Genomic DNA, 20,145 nt, shown 5'->3' with positions numbered 1-20,145 from the left:
GGTTCTGCATCTGTCTAGTGAGTAGGTTGCTATTCAATCTATGAGTAAATTTTTATACTTTACAATGATAGACCTACTTACAAGTAACATTGTGTTTTTGAACCTGTTAATTCCTAGGAGAAAGTATGGCATTTCAAAGAATGATGACAGATCGAATCAAAGTTATTAAAACTAATGGTGATGAGTATTCGGATTTAAAGGCTAGTGTGCAAGATAAAGGTATTTACCTTATGCAATCAAATGTTTTGATTGAAACAAATGATCTAATACAGAGGTTTATGTCTAGCGGCGGTGAAGAAACTTACAAAGTAATAGATCCAGGCTTTCACGAAAAATTTCATTCAATACCAGCACATTATCAAATCAAAGCTAAAAAGTTAGGTATTCCAGAAGCTAAGGAAGCAGTTCAAAATATTACTTACAACTTCCATGGTGACAATGCTCGAGTTAACAATAACTCGGTAGACAACTCAACTAATATCGTCAATCAGAACTCTGAAATCGTAGAGCATATACTGCTCCTTCGAAGCGAAATTGATAGGCTTGTTCAAGATACTGCTGAAAAGAAAGAAGCATTGGAAGTTGTTGATGCAATTGAACTACAGATTCAGTCAGACAAACCGAGTAAAGCAGTTGTCAAAACTTTGCTAAGTGCGCTGCCTCATGCGGGCAGTATCGCTAGTGTAGGCTCATTTCTACTTTCGATACTTTAGGATTTCAATTTAATGACTGCACACGAAAAGATTAAGAAATACGCTTGTATACAGGAGATAACATGAAGAATTTGGATTGTGAATCAAGTATACCTTTATCTATAAAAAAACGGCGTGAAAGTAACTTAAAAAATGCACTTAAATTCATTCTTGCTGATCAAACTATAGAGCTATTAGACATTTCATTTCCATATGTTTTGAAAAACCTTAATCGTGTTCTCACCCGTTATTGTCAATTGGCGCTAGATGGAGAAAACTTTTACAATTCTGATGCGAAAGGAATCGATGCATGGGTGGAACTACCTAACAAAGGCAAATTTGTGATTAAGTTTCCCATTCCAAATGAACTGTATAGCGAGGAGGTTTTTAATCATTCAAGGTGGAGCGGCAATGGTTCAATTCTTGGGTTAGGTGAAGAAGTAATCATGGACTATTTTTTCCCTTACTTAATAAGATATGTATCGCAAAATTATGATAATTTAACGGAAGAAGATAAAGCAATACTTCTAAATCCATATGATTGGGATTTTGGTCCTTCATAGTAAGGGGTTGCACCACCGAAACTAGACAGTTAATTAAACGACTTTTCATTAGCTGAGTTTATTCATGGATTGCTAATTTAGCAAAATGAATAACTCATAAATGTCCAAAAGCTTGCTGGCGTAGTTCAAAGCAGACACTTGCTTTGGGTTACTCGACTCCGAGTAACTTTATTGCTATGTTTCGCAAAATATATGGAGAATCTCCTGCGCGTTATTTTTCTAGATGCCGTGCAGAGTAATGTATTGATCGGCTGAGGGAAAAATGAAAACCAAAATAATAATGTCGTTTCTACTCGCTACATTGTGTGTCAGTGTCAGCGCCAGTACGAATGAGCCGAAATACCATTCTGCGCTAACAGTCAAAACGGCATTCAGTGAAGACAGAGACAAGCCTGTGGAAGTCTATTATTGGTATCCCACAACGAACGGAAAAACCAACTTCACGTTTGGTAGGGGTAACATTTTTAAATCAGTCGAAACGCAGTTAGATGCCCCTTTAGCAAGTGGAAAATTTCCCGTTGTGCTTTTGTCGCAGGGCGGAACACGGTCAGCATTTTCCCACAGTGGTTGGATAGCTTCGGGCCTAGCGAAACAAGGTTATATCGTTGTTGTACCAAAGCCTCCTGCACCAAACGAAATCAATGCAGAAATGGCTGTTGATGAAATCACATTCAGAACCAGTGATTTGGTGCTTGGGCTGAACGAATTAAGTTCGGTCGGGATACTGTCCGGAGGCGTAGATACAGATGCAGTGCAGGGTGTCGGCTTTTTTCTGGGCGGGACATCTATGCTGATGCTCTCCGGAGCGCAAATAAGCCCGGAAAAATATCGAACATCGTGTCACAACGTAACCAATGTAGACTGTCATTGGTTACGTGAAAATGACGTTGATATTACCAACATCCCGGATCAAAAATTCCCCCGATTTCAGTCTGAAAACAAACTGAAATCGGTCGTCGTTATCAACCCTGAGCTAACGAAAACTTTTGTCCCTGAAGCTCTGGCCTTGATGAAAAATACCATCACCGTGGTGACGCTTTCTGAACGGCTACATCCCGCACTGACACCTGCCGAATCACTCGTTGCTCTTCCCAATGTGACATTTCAAGAGATTCCCAGTGCGAGTCAGTTTAGTGCGTTCGCAGAATGTACTGAGCGTGGCATTAAAATTCTCGCATCAGAATGGGAGGAAGCACTTTGCCAGGAGCGTGACGAGGTTTCCAGAAAGGACAATCACCAGCAAATTTTGGATATAATTCTGGCTAGCTTAACAAAGTCATAAGAATAGCAACAATGCGGAGCTTACTTACACATTGTGTGCCTGGACCTGCAAAGCGAGAAGTAAGTTTTTCAGGCTTGTCCCCACAACATATTGCAAGACATACTGATGACTGTATTACTTGCCCTAATTAAGTACTTGTACCAGCATTTTAAAACTTAGAAGAACACACAAAATACCAACGATTTTCTTAAGAACTTTATTTGGGAAATACTCTGCGCAACGCACGCCGAGGCTAGTAGTTAAGTAGCTACTAATGGAGAAGCTGATCATTGCAGGAAGGTATATGTATCCTAATACTAAGTTGTTCCAATCTGTATTTTCCCATCCGTTTAACATGTAACCGAGGCTTCCTGATAGCGCGATAGGGAAACCTATCGCAGCAGAGGTGCCAATAGCTCGTTTTACCTCAAAATTTTGCTGGACAAGATAGGGGATGATCAACCCCGCACCGCTTATTGAGACAAGTGCTGATACAGAGCCAATCACCGAGCCTACAGTGATGTTACCGATAGCCCCATGTGGGTTAGGGTTGTACTCATTTTCAGTGTTGAGAAACATCTTATAAGCAACATACAACATGAATACGCTGAAAAAGCCTGCCAGATAGACTCCTTGTAGATACGATGCTACGAATGTGGCGCAAAATGTTCCGACTAGAACTCCGCTCAACATTTTTACTACCATTGTCGAGTCTACATTCTCTTTTTTGTAGTGAGCGCGCATGCTGCCCAATGTTGTAATAATCATCGAAGCCATTGATGTCCCTAACGCAAGATGGACCACTTCTGTATCAGCTATTCTCTGTAGTGAAAACAAAAACGCAAAAATAGGGACGGCCATTCCACCACCACCCACACCAACGAGTCCAGCGAGAAAGCCAATGCCCAAGCCTGCTGTAATGTAATAGATAATAAAGATAGGTTCGTTCATGATGGTTCTGCCTTCGATAAACATGGTCGTTGTTAAAATGTTAATCGAACGCTAACTTGCTATGGTAACGTTAAGAGGACAGAAAATAATGAATAATGGCCAAAATGGAATTGAGTAAATAAAATGACAAACTCTGATTACAGCGAATGGAAAAATGGCGCCGCACTGATCGCTAAGGAGTGGCAGCATGAAAGGAGCGACTTCAACCATTTGGATCAACGGCCACATAATTGGCACAGCCATCATCGAGGCCAGTTACTGTGTATAGATGAAGGGCTAATTCAGGTCAAAACCGATGAAGGAACGTGGATACTACCACCTCACCGAGCTGGTTGGATCCCCCGGGTGCGATGCACAGTGTTTATTTTTGTGGTTCTCTGAAAGGTCGTTCATTACTGTTTACTCCAGAGAGTTGTGAGCGGTTTCCAATGAGACCTTGTGTGCTCCAAATGAGCGATGTCTTGAAAGCCCTATCGGTTAGGGCATCGATATGGAGCAAAACAGACGAGCTATCCATACAGTCTTTACGTATTCTTGCCGTAATAGCCGATGAAATCGTCAATAGCCCTCATGAGTCACTCCACATCCCACTGCCCAGAGATCCGAGACTGCAAAAAGTTACTCAAGCAATTTTAATAGACCCAAACAGCAAGCATTCTGTAGAGCATTGGGCCAATATTGGGGCAGTCTCATCTCGGACGTTAAGACGATTGATTCGAAGTGAGTTAAACATGAGTTTTAGTGAATGGCGGCAACAAGCACTGCTAATACATTCGTTAGAAATGATGGCTCGCGGAGAATCCGTAGGAGCGGTTGCACATGCTTTGGGTTATTCGACGCCCAGTAACTTTATCGCTATGTTTCGTCGGGTCTATGGTGATTCACCCACGCGTTACTTTTCGAGTCGTGGCATATAGTTGCCAAGAGCTTACCTAAATTAGGTTCGTTTTTATGGACTGAGGTTTTGCATACATTTACTCACCCAACATAAGCAAGTGCTTCTAGCTTCTTTCTGCTCCAAATGAGCTGAAATCAATTTCGAAGTGGATAATAGATTTCAAGATTTTAAAATATTTAATCTAATGGAAGGCAAGACCACACTCCTACGGTTATTGACAACATAAAGGGGGAGAATGTTCATTCCTTTGCTTTAAATGTACTTCAAAATTACCCGTTCAACTTGTGCCATACAGGCTCTTTATCGTCTCCCTCAACCACACGATTTTAGGGTTCTTGTTATTGCGTTTGTGCCAAATCATAGTAAATGGAATCAGTAGCTTGTGCTGATACTCTTCCGCAATGGGGATAGGCAACGCTATTAAGTTGGGGTGAAGCTGTTCGCAGTATCGCTGACAATATTTTGGTGCTGTGGTTAACATTTGATGATAGGGCTTTTCTGCAACAAATAAAGCTTGTTCGAAACTCGCCATCGTTAGGCTAACGTTTCGAGTGTGTCCCTGCTCAGCCAAGATCTCATCCAATGCCCAACTGTCATTTTTCTCCCATGCTACATTGATGTGGGCATAGCTTAAGAAAGTATCTAAATTCCACTCTTGCTTGAGTGCAGGATGATCCTTGCGGACATACACCATAGGTAAATCCGAGAACAGCACTTCGAAATTAATAAAATACGGGAGCAGTTCTAACGACTCTTTGGAGCGAGGATGGCTTTCACGGCCAGTAAAACCAATATCCACTTCACCGCTGGTAATGGCGTCTAACGAGTCGTAATCCCAGTTATGGAACTTTACCGTTGAGTCTGGGTAAAAATCATGGATTCGTTTGGTCAGTTCATCCGCCATGATGAGTGACAATGGCGACTCTACTCCAAGATGAAATTTAACCCCGCTTGGCGCATCATCACCTCGGTGTGAAACAATCTGGTTACCGATCTGCATCCAGTCTGACAAAAGCACTTGCACGTTTGTCGCGAGATTTGTTGGTTTTAGGCCTTGCGGCGTATTCACAAAAAGTGGGTCATCAAACCAAGCGCGCAATTTGCCTAAAGACTTACTCACGGTTGAGGGAGTTACATTAAGTTTTTTCGCCGTTTTAGTAACACTCTGCTCTTGCAGTAGCAATTGCAGAGTGAGCAGTAAATTAAGATCAAGTCGGGCAAGAGATTTCTTCATGAGGCTCACTAACGTTCTGATTTGGAAATAATAATATTATGGAGAGTCCAATAACGCTACTAGCAACCAACGCTATCATTAACATCATCACAGCCGACACACCTAACGTCGCCATCAACCAAATGTAAAGTGCAGACCAAGAAACCTGACCTATGCCAAGCATAGAGCTTGCAAGTCCAGCTTTGTGTGAGAATTGGCTTAACGCTTGACTCATCGCCACACCAAACCCCATAGGGAAACTCATGCTGAGCAGAGTGAATCCTACCATATAAAGTGTCGGACTATCGCTATTCAAGTGAGCCGCGAGAATAACGATAGCCGACAGGAAATTGGTCATTTGTGCAGCGAACATCAATGTGGTTTGTTTGAAGTAAGACAAAGCAAATAGTACTGAAAACGATGTTGCCATACCTACCATTGCTAGTAGTGCCATCGTGGTTGAGTAATCGCCTCGAGTAAAGCCAATCGAATCCATTATTATCATTGGTGACGTATTTACATAAGAGAGAATCGCTGTGACGCCTAAAGATGTATAAATAACGCGCGATATAAAAAAACGGTTATATAGTGATTCGTTCGAATCTTCATTCATATCTAAAAGTGTGCGCTTGGTTTTAGGCAAGGTTTCTTTTAAGACAAAGCAAGCAATTAAGCCTATCGCAATACCCATCATCGCCATGGCAGTGAATAACACGGGCCACGGAAACTTGATCATAATCAGATTGCCGATCACGGGGGCAAGTACTGGGATAGAACAGATAATTCCATTGAGCATCGATAGAACCTTAGCTCGCTTTGGGTCACCTAAAGTGTCGCGCAAAATGGCGAAGGCCACTACATAGCAACATGCGGCACCTACACCTTGAAAGAAGCGCATTATTAGGAAGCTATTACTGGTCTCAGCAGAGCCCGCGAACATTGATGCAAGGGTAAAAATCACTGCACCGCAAATGGCAACAGGTTTGCGTCCAAAACAATCAGCAGCTCGCCCAACAAAAACCATCGTCGATGCTAGACCAGCAAGGTAAATAGAAAAAGCAATATGAAGCTGTGATTCGCTCGCAGACAGGTCAGTGGCGATTTGTGGTAAAGCAACCAAGTAGAGATCTATTGCCGTAGGATAAAGCAACACAAAGGCGAAGCTACATATCAGATATCGGGGCAAATTAATTTGTTCCATTACTACCTCGTGAAGGAATTGGGCTTACGAGGATGATATGCAACATTACTCATCTTGGCGCGTTACCTTTCTGACAACAGGTATTTCCATATACGACATCAGCAACGATTGTGGCTATAGCAGTTAAACTTGCCCTAAGAAGAACCGTGGTATCGTGCGAAAGTAATCTATACAACCGAGTCCACTACATTAGTTAAATAGACAACGATGGACATTAGTGACCTGGAGTTTTCTCAAGCTGTATTAAGCTCTCAACACCGCAGGGCTAAATAGTGTGGTTAAGCCTTTGATTCGGATGTGGCCTGCCTTTGCAATCTCTTTCCCCAAAATACAATGTATTTTGCTTTACAGGAATCAGAAGGCCTGACTCTTTTTCCCTTTGTTCGTCGCGAACGCTACCACCGTGAGTCGCAGAGCCTTGGTTATCGAAACCATTAACTCATGTTAGTGAAAGGAGATTCCTGCTCTCTACAGTGCTTCTCTCACCAATATTCTGTTTGGGCCATTATCGCTAACATCCAGACGCGAAATAGCATAAGATACACGGCCTTTACTAGCACTGAGCCACTCATCGTAATGACAGATAAAACACAGCAAGCGACATTTGCCGATCTTGGCCTGATTCCAACCTTAGTCGAGCGACTAGAAGCGTTAGAATACAGCCAACCGACGCCCATTCAATCTCATACCATTCCTTATATCCTTGAAGGGAAAGACATTGTTGGCGGTGCCAATACGGGCTCTGGTAAAACCGCTGCTTTTTCGCTGCCAATTCTGCAAAAAATTGTTCAGCAAGACGAAACAAATCATCGCCGTGGTAACTTCGTTTCTCACCTGATTTTAGTTCCAACTCGTGAGCTGGCATCACAGGTGGCATATAACGTCAAATCTTACTCATACCATCTTAGAGATAAGATCAAAACGGTTGCCGTATTTGGTGGTGTGTCGGTGAACCCACAAATGCTGGCGCTTCGCGGTGGCTGTGACATTATCGTAGCTACGCCAGGTCGATTACTTGATCTGGTATCCAGTAACGCGATTAAGTTGGACCAAGTAAAAACGCTCGTGCTCGATGAAGCTGACCGTATGTTGAGCCTCGGATTTACCGAAGAACTCAATAAGATTCTTGCGTTACTGCCAGAGAAGAAACAGACGCTGCTATTTTCTGCTACTTTCCCTGATAAAGTCACGACGCTGTCTCAGCACTTGCTCCGCGACCCTGTTGAAGTTCAGTTGCAGAGCGCAGAAGCCAGCACTTTGGTGCAACGCGTGTTTAGTGTAAATAAAGGTGAGAAAACGGCGGTACTCGCGCACTTAATCAAACAGCATCAGTGGCGACAGACTTTGATTTTTGTGAATGCTAAGAATGCCTGCAACCATTTAGCTCAAAAGCTGTCAAAACGCGGTATTACTGCTGAAGTTTTCCATGGTGATAAAGGGCAGGGCGCTCGTACTCGTGTACTTGACGGTTTTAAGTCTGGCGAGATTCAAGTTCTTATTGCTACCGATATCGCAGCGCGTGGCCTTGATATTGAAAAGCTGCCAGTGGTGATTAACTTCGATCTTCCACGTAGTCCTGCTGACTATATGCATCGAATCGGTCGTAGTGGTCGTGCTGGTGAAGTGGGTCTAGGGTTATCTCTTATCGATTACGATGACTATCACCATTTCAAAGTGATAGAAAAGAAAAATAAGTTCCAACTTGAACGTGAGCAGGTAGAGGGCTTTGAAGTGGAAGACGACCAAAGTGAAGCCTACTTTTTACCGATGAAGCCGCGTGCAAAGCCAGCAGGTACAGGGAAAAAGAAGAAAAAGCGTAATCAATAGAAAACGTAAACTACATGTGAGTTTACTTATGGGAGGCGCTGGAGAAGGGGGCGCACTAGCTTGAGTATTCTCTTCTAGCCATTTCTTTAAAGAACAATAGAGCCTTGCTGGAGCTACCCAGTAGGGCTCTATTGCTTTTCAAGGTAATGTGCTATCGACGCGTCGGACGTCCACGAGGTGAACGTTTTTTAAATGCGGATGCAGCTTTAGCTTGTGACTTAAGGATAGAGTCAACGGTTAGCGGCATTGGCTCTTTAGGTTCAAGACCATGAGGGAACGTACGAGCTCTCGGTGGTAAATCATATTCTTCTTCACTTGCGCGTGGCATGCGCTTAAAGCGATAAAGGTAAAAGTTTTCTAATTTTTCTCTCGCCCATTCGGTCTTCTTTAAATACTTCACACTACTTGCAATCGAAGGCTTAGTGTTAAAGCAATTAAAGCGCATTGCTGTATCTAGAATGTCCCAGCCATAAAAATCCACCAACTCTTGCAACATAGTTTCTAGCTTTAACCCGTGCAGTGGGTTGTTCCGTTGCAGTTCGATTCTTTCTTCGTCAGTCATCATTTTAGGGGCCTTACTCATCAAAGGGTGGAGTTTAGCAAAGTATGCATTACAGAGATATCTATAGTTAGGCAGCGATGGTTTGGATTGCAACTCGATTTGATGTTGTTAGTGCGTACTTGCATGAGCAAAATTAACTAATTACCTGTGTGAATTCAGACATGTTTTTCTACCTTGAAAAGCACAGGTGGAGTTGCGGCTGTTCATCTTGTTGAATTGCTTTTCAAAAACTCTCACTAAAGATCCGCGTACTCTAATGTGATGTTAAATCCTTGTGTAATAAGTGAGATTTTTGTTGCTCTTTTACTAATGTCTAATATTCCTACCGATAGAAACACATGCTTAATAGGTTCAAATCAAAAATTAGCCATACCACTTTCTTGGTGTGGCCTCGATGTTTGATGTGGGTGTTGTCTCGTATTGGTCTGTATACCAAGCGAAACTCTAGTTGGCATAGTTCAACGTTGAAATATAACAAAGGATAGCTCAATGTCTGACTCAAGTAAGACCTTTTACAGGGATGTGCGCAAAAAACCGCATGAATTTGAAAGTCGTGAAGACTTTCTAAACCATGATTTAACCATCATGAGCTTTCGTCGCTGGGGTATTCATTTGCCATCACGTGATTACAGTATTGAAATCGAAGACTGGGTGCCTGCATTAGCCGCAACCATTGGTAAAGTGGTGATGGTCACCGCTATGGTTGCTGCCTTTGCTGCTCAGTTCGGTTTATCTCCGGAGTTCGTTGCAGAAAACGTGCGTTACGAATTGCTTATCGCGGGTGCTCTGTTCGTTATTCTGTTTTCTGCCATCCTAAACCCGAATGCAAACTTAGCCGGTACCCACGGCCCAATGATACCGCTGATTCCCATGATTGCTGCCGCAGGAGGGCATCCTCTGGCGCTTGGCTTGATGGTATGTGCTTTTGGCTTAATTCTCGCTTTGACTAAAGGCGGTTCTAAACTCATGACCTTGACTGGCATTGGGGTTCGAGGAGGGTTATTGATCTACCTAGGCGCTGTTGGGTTGCTCGGACAGATTAATAAGACGGAAGCGTGGGCTGCTAGTACGGATCAAGGTTACATCTCGTTTGTGGTCATAGGCCTAACCGTTATGGTTTATGCCTACCTAGCTAAGATCAACAAGCGTTGGTTGGCAATCCCACTGTGTTCTGCACTCGCGGGGATTGTTGCTTATTTGATGGGCGCTGAGTTTGCTTTTACCACAGAGCCGGGCCTGCCTAATTTCAGTCCATTCTACTGGTGGGGTGAAGATACAGGCTGGCAGCTAGGCTGGCCAACCCTAGAGCACTTTATTGCCGTGACTCCATTTGCGCTACTGGCAGTCGCTATGTGGTCCCCTGATTATCTCGGCCATCGTGTGTTTCAAGAACTTAACTACCCAAAAGAAGCAAAAGGCGTACTCATGGATGTCGACGACACGATGGTCGGAGCGTCTGTTCGTCAGGGAGTTGGCTCACTATTAGGTGGCGGAAACCTAGCTTCTTCTTGGGGAACGTACATGATTCCAGCCGCAATTGCCAAACGTCCTATTCCAGGTGGCGCACTGTTAACGGGGTTCATGTGTATTGCCGCGGCGGTAATTGGTTACCCTATGGATCTAGCGATGTGGGAGCCTGTTCTGCGTGTTGCTTTGATTGTCGGTGTATTCTTACCACTTTTAGAAGCGGGTATGCAGATGATCCACAAGCATAAAGATTCACTCAGTGCAGGTATCTGTATTTTTGCCTGTGCATTCGTTAATCCAGTCTTTGGCTGGGCAATCACTATGCTGCTGGATAACCTTGGACTTATCGGCGACCATGAGCGTGCCAACGAACTCTCGAGAAAAGATAAATACCTGATTCCTGGTACTGCATTTATCGTCTGTGCAGGCTCGCTTGCTGTCGTTGGTCAACTTCCGGGCATTCCTGCTCTGATCGGTTAATCGAATTATGTTCTAAAGGACTAGTTGGAGTGGTAAGTAAGAGGGTTTTCTCAAGCTATGCCTATTTCTCAAAAGTAAAAGGTTTGGACTGTGTAGTTAAGCCTTCAAAGCGCATGTAGGGAAAGTAAGGCGCAAACAAAAAGCTACCTAGTAATAGATAGCTTTTTGTATAGACAGTTAGCCTACGAAGTCGTGACTAAATAATTGATTCAATGCCATACTTTTCGCCGTAGTGTTCAACGACAAAATCAATGTCTTTGTCACCGCGACCGGATAAGTTGATCAGAATTGAGCCAGTTTCTCCTTGCTTCGCGAGTTTAATCGCGTAAGCGACAGCGTGTGAGGATTCAATCGCTGGAATAATCCCCTCTTCGCGAGACAGTTCAAAGAATACATCAATCGCTTCGTCATCGGTGATTGAGCCGTAATTGACACGGCCAATGTCTTTTAAGTAACTATGCTGAGGCCCAACCGATGGGTAATCTAAGCCACTTGCTACAGAATAGACTTCCTGTGGTTCGCCTTGCTCATCTTTAAGCATGTAAGACTTAAATCCGTGCATAATACCTGGCTCACCGAGTGTGAGTGTTGCAGCATGCTCGCCAACCTTTTGCAAAGAGCGGCCCGCTGGCTCGACGCCGTGAATGGCGACTTGTTCATCGTCTAAGAAAGCAGTAAATAGCCCCATCGCGTTAGAACCACCTCCAACGCATGCGACGAGATTATTGGGTAACTTGCCTGTCATTTCTTTGAATTGAACTCGTGCTTCGTTACCGATAATTGATTGGAAATCTCGTACCATTTTAGGGAATGGGTGAGGGCCAACGACAGAGCCTATCGCATAAAGTTGTGTGTCAGGATCTTTTAGGTAGGCTTCGAAGGCAGAATCAACCGCTTCTTTGAGAGTCTTACGCCCGTGAGTGGCAGGGATGACATTGGCACCAAGGATTCTCATACGGACGACATTCGGGTGCTCTTTGGCAATATCAACTTCACCCATGTAAATATCGCACTTTAAGCCGACCAGTGCGGCGGCTGTCGCAAGCGCGACCCCATGTTGCCCTGCGCCAGTTTCAGCAATCAGTTTCTTCTTACCCATCTTTTTAGCGAGAATGGCTTCTCCTAAGCAGTGGTTAATTTTATGTGCGCCTGTATGGTTTAAGTCTTCGCGCTTTAGGTAGATGTCTGCTCCGTATTTCTTAGACAAGTTTTCTGCATGGAAGATTGGGCTAGGTCGTCCAACAAAGTGCTTATACAGGCGAGCAAGCTCCGTTTTAAATTCAGGATCTTTGCTGCATTCCTCATAAGCTGCGTTGATGTCACGCATGATTTGTTCAAGCTCCGGCGGCACGAAGCTACCACCGTATTCACCAAAGTATCCTTCTTCATTGGGCATGGTGAGATCAAACGAGTTTTTCATTATTTACATCCTAGTTAACGAAAGTATTGATACTTTTATACCCAAAATTTGGAAGAGGTTGTGTGATCAGTTGCTTAAATCAGAATTCGCGATCTAGTGAACTAGTTAAAAAGTACAGTTTGTGTAGTTGTTAACGGGTTGGATACAACATAAGGTGGGGTTTAAGAGGCGCAAAAAAGCCCCGAGAGATCCTAGGCTGTCATAAGAACCTCTCGAGGCAAACAGAGTGCTGGAAATACACTCTGCGATGGTGTCTGGAAACAAAAGTTAGATTCGTTTCCTTTGCCAGATATTAGGGTTTTAGAATGAGCTGATGTCAGCGAAATGTCACAAGTTAATCGTGGTATCTAAAGCTTATTTTTTATTTTTGAACAATGGGTTAGAAAATAGACTACAACAGACTAACCTACCGTGTGTTCTGCATCTTTTAAATTGAACATGATCTTTCTTTGTTTCGAATCGACGTCTTTAACCAACACGTGCACTTTAGTCCCTAAAGTAAACGTGGTGCTCTGGCTGGAAATTTTTTGTTTGACTGCATCAAATTCGAACTCACCATTTTGGAAACTTGATAAAGGAATGAGACCTTCGATTCGGTTTTCCTCTAACTCAACAAATACTCCGAAGTGTGTGACCCCAGACACTGTCCCCGTGAAGTGTTGCCCAATAAATGGCTTCATGTAATGACATTTCAGTGCTGACTCAACCTCTCGGCTCACTTCATCTGCCTGACGAGATTGATGCGAACAGTGCACACTCAGTTGCTCGATTACTTTTGCATCGTAAGGGTAGTTGTCCGCAGCACCTGTCAATTGACGAATAGGTTTTAGTTTCATGAGCAGACTGCGTAGCTTGCCTGTTTTTTGCTCTCGAAGTTTAGCGCGAATGGCGCGGTGAACGAGTAAGTCTGGGTAACGACGAATTGGCGAAGTAAAGTGTGCGTATGCGTCATAGGCTAAACCGAAGTGACCCATATTCTTCGGCGAATACTCGGCTTGACTCTGAGAACGTAGCAGTAGGGTACGAATCACATCACACTCATCTAAATCTCGTACTTGTTCCAGTAATGCGTTGTAGTCATGAGAAGTTGGTTTATCACCGCCCGCAAGCGTTAGCCCTTTGTCTGCAAGCATCATTCTTAATGAAGACAGTTTTTTCATCTGAGGACCAGAGTGCACGCGGTATAAGCTCGGTATTTTTTGTTGCTGCAAAAATTGAGCGGTGGCAACGTTGGCACATAGCATGAATTCTTCGATCATTCGGTGGGCATCATTTCGAACTACAGGAACGATGGACGCGATTTTCTTTTTATTGTTTAACGTGAATGAAAGCTCTTGCGTGTCAAAATTAATGGCACCACGGACTTGACGTTGACCAGATAGGTTCAAATACAAGCGATGGAGATTCACCAGATGCTGTTTAATGTTTTGCTTTGGGTTCGTACCTTGGTATTTTTTTGCTTCCGTTGATTGGGAAACAATGCGGTAAGCTTCGTTATAAGTTAAACGAGCATGCGAGTGAATGATCCCTTCAGAAAACTCTGAATCTAGCATGTTACCTTCGTCGTCAAAGGTCATCTCACATACCATAACCAATCGGTCTTCATTCGGGTTAAGCGAGCACAAACCGTTAGATAATGTTTCTGGTAGCATTGGTACAACGTATCCGGGGAAGTAAACGGACGTTGCACGAGATTGCGCCTCAAGATCTAAATGGTCGTTTGGCTGAACGTAGTGAGATACGTCTGCAATCGCAACGAATAACTTCCAATGCCCATTGTCCATTTGGTATGCGTAAACGGCATCATCAAAGTCTTTCGCGTCGTCCCCATCGATAGTGACGAACGGTAAATCTCGATAATCCACTCGGGACGTTTTGTCTTTTTCTTCTACGTGATTGCCAAATGCGGAGGCGGCGTGAAGAACTTCATCATCCCAATGATCATTGATGCCATGTCGACGTAACGCCAATTTAACTTCGATCCCTGCTTCTCCCGGACGCCCTAATACTTCTGCCACTTCAACCGTTGTTGATTGTCTGTGATCTGGATAGGCCGTGACTTTACAATGAACGAGTTTACCGGCATTTTTGGCGATAAGATCATTTGGTGTGACATGAATGGTTTGAGTCAGTTTCGTGCTTTCTGGCACTAGATAGAAGTTCGAACCTTTTCTCTTTAACAAGCCCACGATGTGGGTTGTTTTTCGTTCCACTATTTTGATGAAACGATGATTTGAGCGTCCTTGATGCTGAGCATTGCCTTTCAGAACCAGTACGATATCGCCATCAAACACATGAGTAAGTTGGTGTTTAGGTAAGAAAAGGTCTTTTTCATTACTGTCGTAAGTGACAAAACCAAAGCCGTCTGCGTGAATGCTGACCTTTCCAGAAACCAAAGCGGTTTGATCGACTTTCTTATAACCACGGCGATGCGTGAAAATCAACTGGCCATCGCGCTCCATAGCGCGTAAACGTTTTTTTAAAGCGTCTTTTTGTGGTTTCTCATCTAAGCCAGTAGAGCGAGAAATTTGCTCGTGACTTAAGTGATTTTTAACTTTATCGAATAGGCTAAGGATAACGTCTCGGCTAGGGATAATGTGCTCGTAATTATTAGAATTTATTGATTGTGCGGATATATTTAATTTCATTTTTTCTCTTATATTCGCCAATCGCTTTTATTTTATAAACTTTATTTATATGAGCAAAGCATGAGGCGAAGTGATTCAGATATGAATCAGATTAATTTAATTCCAAACTGGAATTGCAAGGTAGGTAGTGTGATTACCTAAAGATGTATACCAAAGTGACTTTATTGAAAGTGATTAATGACGGAGTGGGAGAGGTAAGTGATTTGGGTATATAAACTTAGATAGAGAATATTAAGGGCGGCAATAAGTGGAAGGGGATGGTGGCACCAACAACGTTGATGCCACACAAAGAATTACAGTGCAGTTACTTCAGCAGCTTGTAAACCTTTGTTACCTTGTTCAACAACGAACGATACTTTTTGGCCTTCAGTAAGAGTTTTGAAGCCTTCAGAAACAATAGAACGGAAGTGAACGAATACGTCATCACCGCCATTGTCTTGAGAAATAAAACCAAAACCTTTAGTTTCGTTGAACCATTTTACTGAACCAGTTAATTTATTAGACATAGATACCTCTATATTTGATTGTTTTAAATATTGAATTTTTAGCTAATATCAAGTGCTACTATATGATTTTAGAGATAACTATTTTGTCGCAGGAACGTAAACGAGGAATTCGATGTGGAACTGAGAGAAACTTTGATCTTTAATTACATTAATAGCTCTTTCCGTAAGAGCTGATGTGCAGTATACCGACAAAATTAATAAAGGCTAGCCTTTTCTTTTTTTATTTTTTAGTACACCAAGCGCATTGCTTTCAAAGCATACGCTTGGTGTATAAGATGGCATGGTGTTATAGATGGTGCTGAGCGCTTAGTGTTTTCTGGTTGGGCCGTTACGAACGATGTCTTTACCATTGTCATATACGTGCTGCGAAACCCAGCGGCCAAGGAGCAATTGGTGCTTTTCTCCTAATACGGCAACAAATGGACGGCCATCGGTATTAGAGGTGGCTAGCGCAACGCCAGTGACACCTTCAAGACCCAGAGCGCCGCTTTCTACTAAATGCAGAAATGCCTCTAACTCTTCAATCGTTTCGATTACATGGTTATCAATATTCATTGTATTCAATCTCTTCGAATTGCATTGCGGTCGCGTACTCTACCTAAGTTAAGCGTGGAAACCAAGTTTCTGCGTGAGTCATGTAATGAGAGAGCCTTGTCCTGCCATTAATTATCAATGGTTAGTCTCGATAGTCCGGAACTTGTCTAGATTCAATAAAGGTGAAAACCCTCGCTGGTTAGACATGAGTCACATAATGTTGCCTGGTTTATGTCAACAATACTTTTGCTATTGGATGGGGTGAAGGGGAGTGCAATAATTTGTGAAACTCTTTTCCTAAAGGCTATTATGAAGAAAGTCCTGATTACCGGTTTTGAACCTTTTGGTGGTGACGCCATTAACCCCGCCTTAGAAGCGGTCAAGCGATTAGAGGCTGCGGCAATAGAAGATGCCATGATCGTTACTTGCCCAGTTCCTGTGATTCGGCATGAGTCAGTGAATACCGTTATTGATGCAATAGAAGCGCACCAGCCAGATTGTGTGATTACCGTTGGGCAAGCGGCCGGACGTGGCGCGATCACCCCAGAGCGTGTCGCAATTAATGTGGATGATTTTCGTATTCCAGATAACGCTGGTCATCAACCGATTGATGAACCCGTAGTGGCTGATGGCCCAGATGCTTACTTCTCGACGCTGCCGATAAAGCGTGTTGTTCAAACGCTGCAAAAGCAGGGGATACCTAGCCAGATTTCCAACAGTGCCGGAACATTTGTATGTAACCACCTTTTTTATGGCATCCAACATTATCTAAAAGACAAACCAATTCGTCATGGGTTTGTTCATATCCCATTATTGCCAGAACAAGCAGCAGGTGGCAGTCAGCCTTCTATGTCTCTGGAGATGATAGTCGAAGGGCTAAGGCTGGTGGCTCAAGTTTGTATTGCCAATGAAAACGACATATTGGTCAGCGGCGGGTCGATTTGCTAGTAAGTGCTTTACAGTCCATTAAGTGTCTGAAAGCTAGTAATAAGTTCATCGTTTGATGTTGTAATAAATGTTAGCTTTGTCAAATTTCACAAGTAGCGAAAGGAGTAGCATTGAATCGTCAGGTTGGATGTTGTTCAAACTGGCACTCCCCTAATACAGGAGGTATTAGGGGCTACCCTTACGAAAGGCGAGTTATCATGAAAAGCAACAAAAGTAAGTCTATCGCACTTATCTCTGTCGTTGTTTTCGCATTGGCTATCGCTGCGCTTAAATTCGAAAACACACTCGGAGTTCTTCCCATCGTAGTCGCTATTATCGCGTTTTTTACCTGCGTCATTTACACCAGTATGTATCTTTCTGATATGAAGCGTTCAGAGTTGATAAGTCACTCTGATCACTCTCAAAAAATGTGTACCCACGCATCACGCAATGAGCTTGATGAGCGCGATAAAAAGCGTTGAAGCGAGTCACATTCTCCGTATACTTTGCTGGAGCATTAATGCACTAACGTGTCGGAGATAAGCATGTCAAATCGAGTACCAACCAACATACTGACCGGATTTTTGGGTGTCGGTAAAACGACCACGATTTTAAATCTACTGAAGAACAAACCGGAAAACGAAAACTGGGCGGTTTTGGTCAATGAATTTGGTGAGATTGGCATCGATGGTGCATTGATGACAGACCAAGGTGCGCTGATTAAAGAAGTGCCGGGTGGCTGTATGTGTTGCACGGCGGGCGTGCCAATGTCGGTCGGTATTACCGCGTTACTGCGCCAAAAACCGGACCGTTTATTGATTGAGCCGACAGGCCTTGGTCATCCAAAACAGGTTATCGCGACGCTTACCTCAGAACAGTATGAACCTTACGTTGATCTAAAAGCGACGATCGCTCTGGTTGATCCGCGTAACTTAAGTGATGAAAAGTACCTTTCTAACCAAAATTTCGTGGACCAGTTAGACAGCGCAGACGTGGTTATAGGCAGTAAGGTTGACCTTTGTACCAGTCACGACATTGATGTGTTTAATGACTGGGTGACGGACCAATCTCCCTCAAAAGTATTCAGTAAGCTTATTCATGATGGTGAGTTACCGATAGAAGTCTTGGATATCGAACGGGTTTACGGCAGCGCTTCTTCCCATATCGAGTCACATCATCATGACCATGCTCACCAAGAGCCTCAATTCCAGTTGCCGCCAGGTGAAGCCTTTGTGCGTAAAGAGAACAAAGGGCAAGGGTATTTTAGTTGCGGGTGGTTGTTTGGGGCAGAGTACACGTTTGATTTTGATAAACTCTTCTCAATGCTTTCGGACTTAACGGCGGAACGTGTTAAAGCGGTGGTCAACACGGATCAGGGGTGTTACGCGTTTAATGTTGCCAACCGAGTCGTGTCGGTGAATGAAATCAGCTTAGAAGGGTTTGAATCACGATTAGAAGTGATAGATTCTCAGCTGTTGCCATGGGATGAACTTGAGCAAATTCTCCTTCAGTTGTCTGGCATCAAGCGTTAAATCGAACAAATGTTAAACGGAAACGGTGAACCAGCAATCTGTCTGCGTTCGCCGTTTTTGCTTTTGTAGTGTTTCAATGAGAAAAGTGAGATAAATCACTCAAATTCGGGTATAGTGCACGGCTAAATTTTTAAAGCTATTTTTAGTGGTTTGTTTAAGGAATACGCTCAATGTCATTTTCATCTCAAGGTTTTGCGCCAGAAGTGGTTAAAGCACTGGCAGAATGCGGTTATGAAAAGTTAACGCCAATTCAACAGAAGGCGATTCCAATGGCTCGCAAAGGCCATGATATTTTCGCTACAGCACAAACAGGTACTGGTAAAACGGCTGCGTTTTCTCTGCCTATGATTCAGCAGTTGTTAGACAGTAACCGTAGCGCTTCTCGTAAGACTGCTCGTGCACTTATCTTGGCTCCAACTCGCGAGCTTGCTGAACAAATTGCTGACAACATCAAAGCTTACACGAAGTACACCAATCTGTCGGTGGCGGCGATTTTCGGTGGTCGTAAAATGTCTTCTCAGGTTGCGGCACTGGAAAATGGTGTTGATATCCTTGTGGCTACACCTGGTCGATTGGAAGAACACATCGAACAAGGTAATGTCTCGGTGGCACACTTAGAGTTTTTGGTGTTTGATGAAGCAGACCGTATCTTGGATATGGGCTTTATTCATGCAGTTCGTAAGATCATGCTGGATGTGGATACAGACCCACAAATCATGATGTTTTCGGCAACGACTTCAAGCCAGCTAAATCTGTTAGCGAAAGACATTCTGCGTAAACCAAAACGTATCGAAGTAGAGCGTGCAAATACTACGGCACAAACAGTTGCTCACGTGCTATATCCAGTTGATCAAGAGCGAAAAACGGAACTGCTTTCAGAGCTAATTGGTCGCAAAAACTGGAAACAAGTGTTGGTATTTGTGAACTATAAAGAGACCGCAAACGAAGTGGTAAAAGAGCTGAAACTTGATGGTATCAAAGCGGTGGTTTGTCATGGTGACCGTGCTCAAAGCGCTCGTCGTCGTGCGCTAGAAGAGTTCAAGTCTGGTAAAGCACGTGTCATGGTGGCTACCGATGTCGCTGCTCGAGGTCTAGATATTGAAGACTTACCTCACGTTGTGAACTATGACATGCCTTTCCTAGCGGAAGATTACGTTCACCGAATTGGTCGTACGGGCCGTGCAGGTAAACAAGGTCATGCTGTTTCATTTGTAAACCGAGATGAAGAGCTCACGGTGGTTCAGGTTGAAAATCTAATCCAGCAACGCATTCGCCGTATTGAGCTTGCAGGCTATGAACCAAAGCAGCGTGAGTCTTACATTGAAAAGCTGCACTCAAAACCAGCATTCAAGAATCGTCAAGGTCGTCGTAATAATCCGAACCAGTCGGCAACAGACCAAGGGTCGGCAGAGCGTCGTCTTGCTATGGTGAAGCGCCTGAAAGCGCGTCGTGGCGCAAAGTAA

The 20,145-nt window shown here is 43.6% G+C and carries 18 protein-coding genes; 10 read left to right on the top strand and 8 right to left on the bottom strand.

Annotated elements, in window-relative coordinates:
- Positions 1–125: 125 nt before the first annotated feature.
- From P4S59_RS22245 to P4S59_RS22235, 3 genes are all read left to right on the top strand, one after another.
- Entirely contained in the window at positions 126–713 is a 588-nt protein-coding gene (locus P4S59_RS22245) for a hypothetical protein (RefSeq protein WP_079324473.1), read from the top strand.
- A 62-nt stretch (positions 714–775) separates the two neighbouring features.
- Positions 776–1,255 carry a hypothetical protein gene (locus P4S59_RS22240; protein ID WP_031412873.1) on the top strand — a complete coding sequence of 160 codons (480 nt, stop codon included), beginning with the start codon at positions 776–778 and terminating at the stop codon, positions 1,253–1,255.
- 262 nt (positions 1,256–1,517) lie between these two features.
- Positions 1,518–2,537: an alpha/beta hydrolase family protein gene (locus P4S59_RS22235; RefSeq protein ID WP_182035732.1), complete on the top strand. Its 1,020-nt coding sequence runs from the start codon at positions 1,518–1,520 to the stop codon at positions 2,535–2,537.
- A gap of 123 nt (positions 2,538–2,660) precedes the next feature.
- On the opposite strand, the gene P4S59_RS22230 is transcribed toward P4S59_RS22235, so the two are convergent.
- Positions 2,661–3,467, bottom strand: a complete 807-nt coding sequence (locus tag P4S59_RS22230; RefSeq protein ID WP_182035731.1) for a sulfite exporter TauE/SafE family protein — start codon at positions 3,465–3,467, stop codon at positions 2,661–2,663.
- Between the two features lie 350 nt (positions 3,468–3,817).
- Between P4S59_RS22230 and P4S59_RS22225 the strand changes: the two genes are divergently transcribed.
- Positions 3,818–4,384, top strand: a complete 567-nt coding sequence (locus tag P4S59_RS22225) for an AraC family transcriptional regulator (protein WP_337169214.1) — start codon at positions 3,818–3,820, stop codon at positions 4,382–4,384.
- 258 nt (positions 4,385–4,642) lie between these two features.
- On the opposite strand, the gene yidZ is transcribed toward P4S59_RS22225, so the two are convergent.
- Both yidZ and P4S59_RS22215 read right to left on the bottom strand, forming a co-directional pair.
- Positions 4,643–5,599: an HTH-type transcriptional regulator YidZ gene (gene yidZ, locus P4S59_RS22220; RefSeq protein ID WP_337169075.1), complete on the bottom strand. Its 957-nt coding sequence runs from the start codon at positions 5,597–5,599 to the stop codon at positions 4,643–4,645.
- Positions 5,574–6,779 (bottom strand): MFS transporter, encoded by a 1,206-nt coding sequence (locus tag P4S59_RS22215; RefSeq protein WP_337169074.1) that lies wholly within the window; start codon positions 6,777–6,779, stop codon positions 5,574–5,576. Before P4S59_RS22215 ends, yidZ begins: the two co-directional genes overlap by 26 nt.
- Before the next feature lie 576 nt (positions 6,780–7,355).
- Between P4S59_RS22215 and P4S59_RS22210 the strand changes: the two genes are divergently transcribed.
- Positions 7,356–8,606, top strand: a complete 1,251-nt coding sequence (locus P4S59_RS22210; protein ID WP_006742021.1) for a DEAD/DEAH box helicase — start codon at positions 7,356–7,358, stop codon at positions 8,604–8,606.
- Between the two features lie 151 nt (positions 8,607–8,757).
- On the opposite strand, the gene P4S59_RS22205 is transcribed toward P4S59_RS22210, so the two are convergent.
- Positions 8,758–9,171: a VF530 family DNA-binding protein gene (locus P4S59_RS22205; RefSeq protein ID WP_005391068.1), complete on the bottom strand. Its 414-nt coding sequence runs from the start codon at positions 9,169–9,171 to the stop codon at positions 8,758–8,760.
- Positions 9,172–9,657: 486 nt separating this feature from the next.
- On the opposite strand from P4S59_RS22205, the gene P4S59_RS22200 reads away from it, so the two are divergent.
- Entirely contained in the window at positions 9,658–11,115 is a 1,458-nt protein-coding gene (locus P4S59_RS22200; RefSeq protein WP_005391067.1) for a DUF3360 domain-containing protein, read from the top strand.
- Between the two features lie 196 nt (positions 11,116–11,311).
- Here P4S59_RS22200 and trpB read toward each other — a convergent pair whose 3' ends face one another.
- The 4 genes from trpB to P4S59_RS22180 form a co-directional block, all read right to left on the bottom strand.
- The gene (trpB, locus tag P4S59_RS22195; RefSeq protein WP_337169073.1) at positions 11,312–12,535 is read right to left on the bottom strand and encodes a tryptophan synthase subunit beta; all 1,224 of its coding nucleotides are present in this window, start codon (positions 12,533–12,535) and stop codon (positions 11,312–11,314) included.
- Positions 12,536–12,936: 401 nt separating this feature from the next.
- Positions 12,937–15,183: a ribonuclease R gene (gene rnr, locus P4S59_RS22190; protein ID WP_337169072.1), complete on the bottom strand. Its 2,247-nt coding sequence runs from the start codon at positions 15,181–15,183 to the stop codon at positions 12,937–12,939.
- A 293-nt stretch (positions 15,184–15,476) separates the two neighbouring features.
- Positions 15,477–15,689, bottom strand: a complete 213-nt coding sequence (locus P4S59_RS22185) for a cold-shock protein (RefSeq protein ID WP_005375644.1) — start codon at positions 15,687–15,689, stop codon at positions 15,477–15,479.
- A gap of 306 nt (positions 15,690–15,995) precedes the next feature.
- Entirely contained in the window at positions 15,996–16,244 is a 249-nt protein-coding gene (locus P4S59_RS22180) for a hypothetical protein (protein WP_005375646.1), read from the bottom strand.
- Between the two features lie 288 nt (positions 16,245–16,532).
- Between P4S59_RS22180 and pcp the strand changes: the two genes are divergently transcribed.
- From pcp to P4S59_RS22160, 4 genes are all read left to right on the top strand, one after another.
- The gene (gene pcp, locus P4S59_RS22175; protein ID WP_109169085.1) at positions 16,533–17,171 is read left to right on the top strand and encodes a pyroglutamyl-peptidase I; all 639 of its coding nucleotides are present in this window, start codon (positions 16,533–16,535) and stop codon (positions 17,169–17,171) included.
- A gap of 197 nt (positions 17,172–17,368) precedes the next feature.
- Positions 17,369–17,632, top strand: coding sequence for a hypothetical protein (locus P4S59_RS22170; RefSeq protein WP_005391057.1), 264 nt, complete (start codon positions 17,369–17,371; stop codon positions 17,630–17,632).
- Positions 17,633–17,695: 63 nt separating this feature from the next.
- On the top strand, positions 17,696–18,682 hold the full coding sequence (locus P4S59_RS22165; protein WP_017635758.1) for a CobW family GTP-binding protein: 987 nt from the start codon (positions 17,696–17,698) through the stop codon (positions 18,680–18,682).
- A 170-nt stretch (positions 18,683–18,852) separates the two neighbouring features.
- Positions 18,853–20,145 carry a DEAD/DEAH box helicase gene (locus P4S59_RS22160; protein ID WP_005386186.1) on the top strand — a complete coding sequence of 431 codons (1,293 nt, stop codon included), beginning with the start codon at positions 18,853–18,855 and terminating at the stop codon, positions 20,143–20,145.

The sequence above is a fragment of the Vibrio sp. M60_M70 genome, assembly GCF_037162085.1.
GTDB classification, from domain to species: Bacteria; Pseudomonadota; Gammaproteobacteria; order Enterobacterales; family Vibrionaceae; genus Vibrio; species Vibrio diabolicus.
The sequence above is the reverse complement of the archived record's forward strand: the minus strand, read 5'-3'. Positions and strand labels throughout refer to the sequence as shown.

Bases quoted from the DNA above. Each gene is read 5' to 3' on its own strand.
- P4S59_RS22245 (WP_079324473.1), top strand. From the start codon at position 126: ATGGCATTTCAAAGAATGATGACAGATCGAATCAAAGTTATTAAAACT.
- P4S59_RS22240 (WP_031412873.1), top strand. From the start codon at position 776: ATGAAGAATTTGGATTGTGAATCAAGTATACCTTTATCTATAAAAAAA.
- P4S59_RS22235 (WP_182035732.1), top strand. From the start codon at position 1,518: ATGAAAACCAAAATAATAATGTCGTTTCTACTCGCTACATTGTGTGTC.
- P4S59_RS22230 (WP_182035731.1), bottom strand. From the start codon at position 3,467: ATGAACGAACCTATCTTTATTATCTATTACATTACAGCAGGCTTGGGC.
- P4S59_RS22225 (WP_337169214.1), top strand. From the start codon at position 3,818: ATGCACAGTGTTTATTTTTGTGGTTCTCTGAAAGGTCGTTCATTACTG.
- yidZ (WP_337169075.1), bottom strand. From the start codon at position 5,599: ATGAAGAAATCTCTTGCCCGACTTGATCTTAATTTACTGCTCACTCTG.
- P4S59_RS22215 (WP_337169074.1), bottom strand. From the start codon at position 6,779: ATGGAACAAATTAATTTGCCCCGATATCTGATATGTAGCTTCGCCTTT.
- P4S59_RS22210 (WP_006742021.1), top strand. From the start codon at position 7,356: ATGACAGATAAAACACAGCAAGCGACATTTGCCGATCTTGGCCTGATT.
- P4S59_RS22205 (WP_005391068.1), bottom strand. From the start codon at position 9,171: ATGATGACTGACGAAGAAAGAATCGAACTGCAACGGAACAACCCACTG.
- P4S59_RS22200 (WP_005391067.1), top strand. From the start codon at position 9,658: ATGTCTGACTCAAGTAAGACCTTTTACAGGGATGTGCGCAAAAAACCG.
- trpB (WP_337169073.1), bottom strand. From the start codon at position 12,535: ATGAAAAACTCGTTTGATCTCACCATGCCCAATGAAGAAGGATACTTT.
- rnr (WP_337169072.1), bottom strand. From the start codon at position 15,183: ATGAAATTAAATATATCCGCACAATCAATAAATTCTAATAATTACGAG.
- P4S59_RS22185 (WP_005375644.1), bottom strand. From the start codon at position 15,689: ATGTCTAATAAATTAACTGGTTCAGTAAAATGGTTCAACGAAACTAAA.
- P4S59_RS22180 (WP_005375646.1), bottom strand. From the start codon at position 16,244: ATGAATATTGATAACCATGTAATCGAAACGATTGAAGAGTTAGAGGCA.
- pcp (WP_109169085.1), top strand. From the start codon at position 16,533: ATGAAGAAAGTCCTGATTACCGGTTTTGAACCTTTTGGTGGTGACGCC.
- P4S59_RS22170 (WP_005391057.1), top strand. From the start codon at position 17,369: ATGAAAAGCAACAAAAGTAAGTCTATCGCACTTATCTCTGTCGTTGTT.
- P4S59_RS22165 (WP_017635758.1), top strand. From the start codon at position 17,696: ATGTCAAATCGAGTACCAACCAACATACTGACCGGATTTTTGGGTGTC.
- P4S59_RS22160 (WP_005386186.1), top strand. From the start codon at position 18,853: ATGTCATTTTCATCTCAAGGTTTTGCGCCAGAAGTGGTTAAAGCACTG.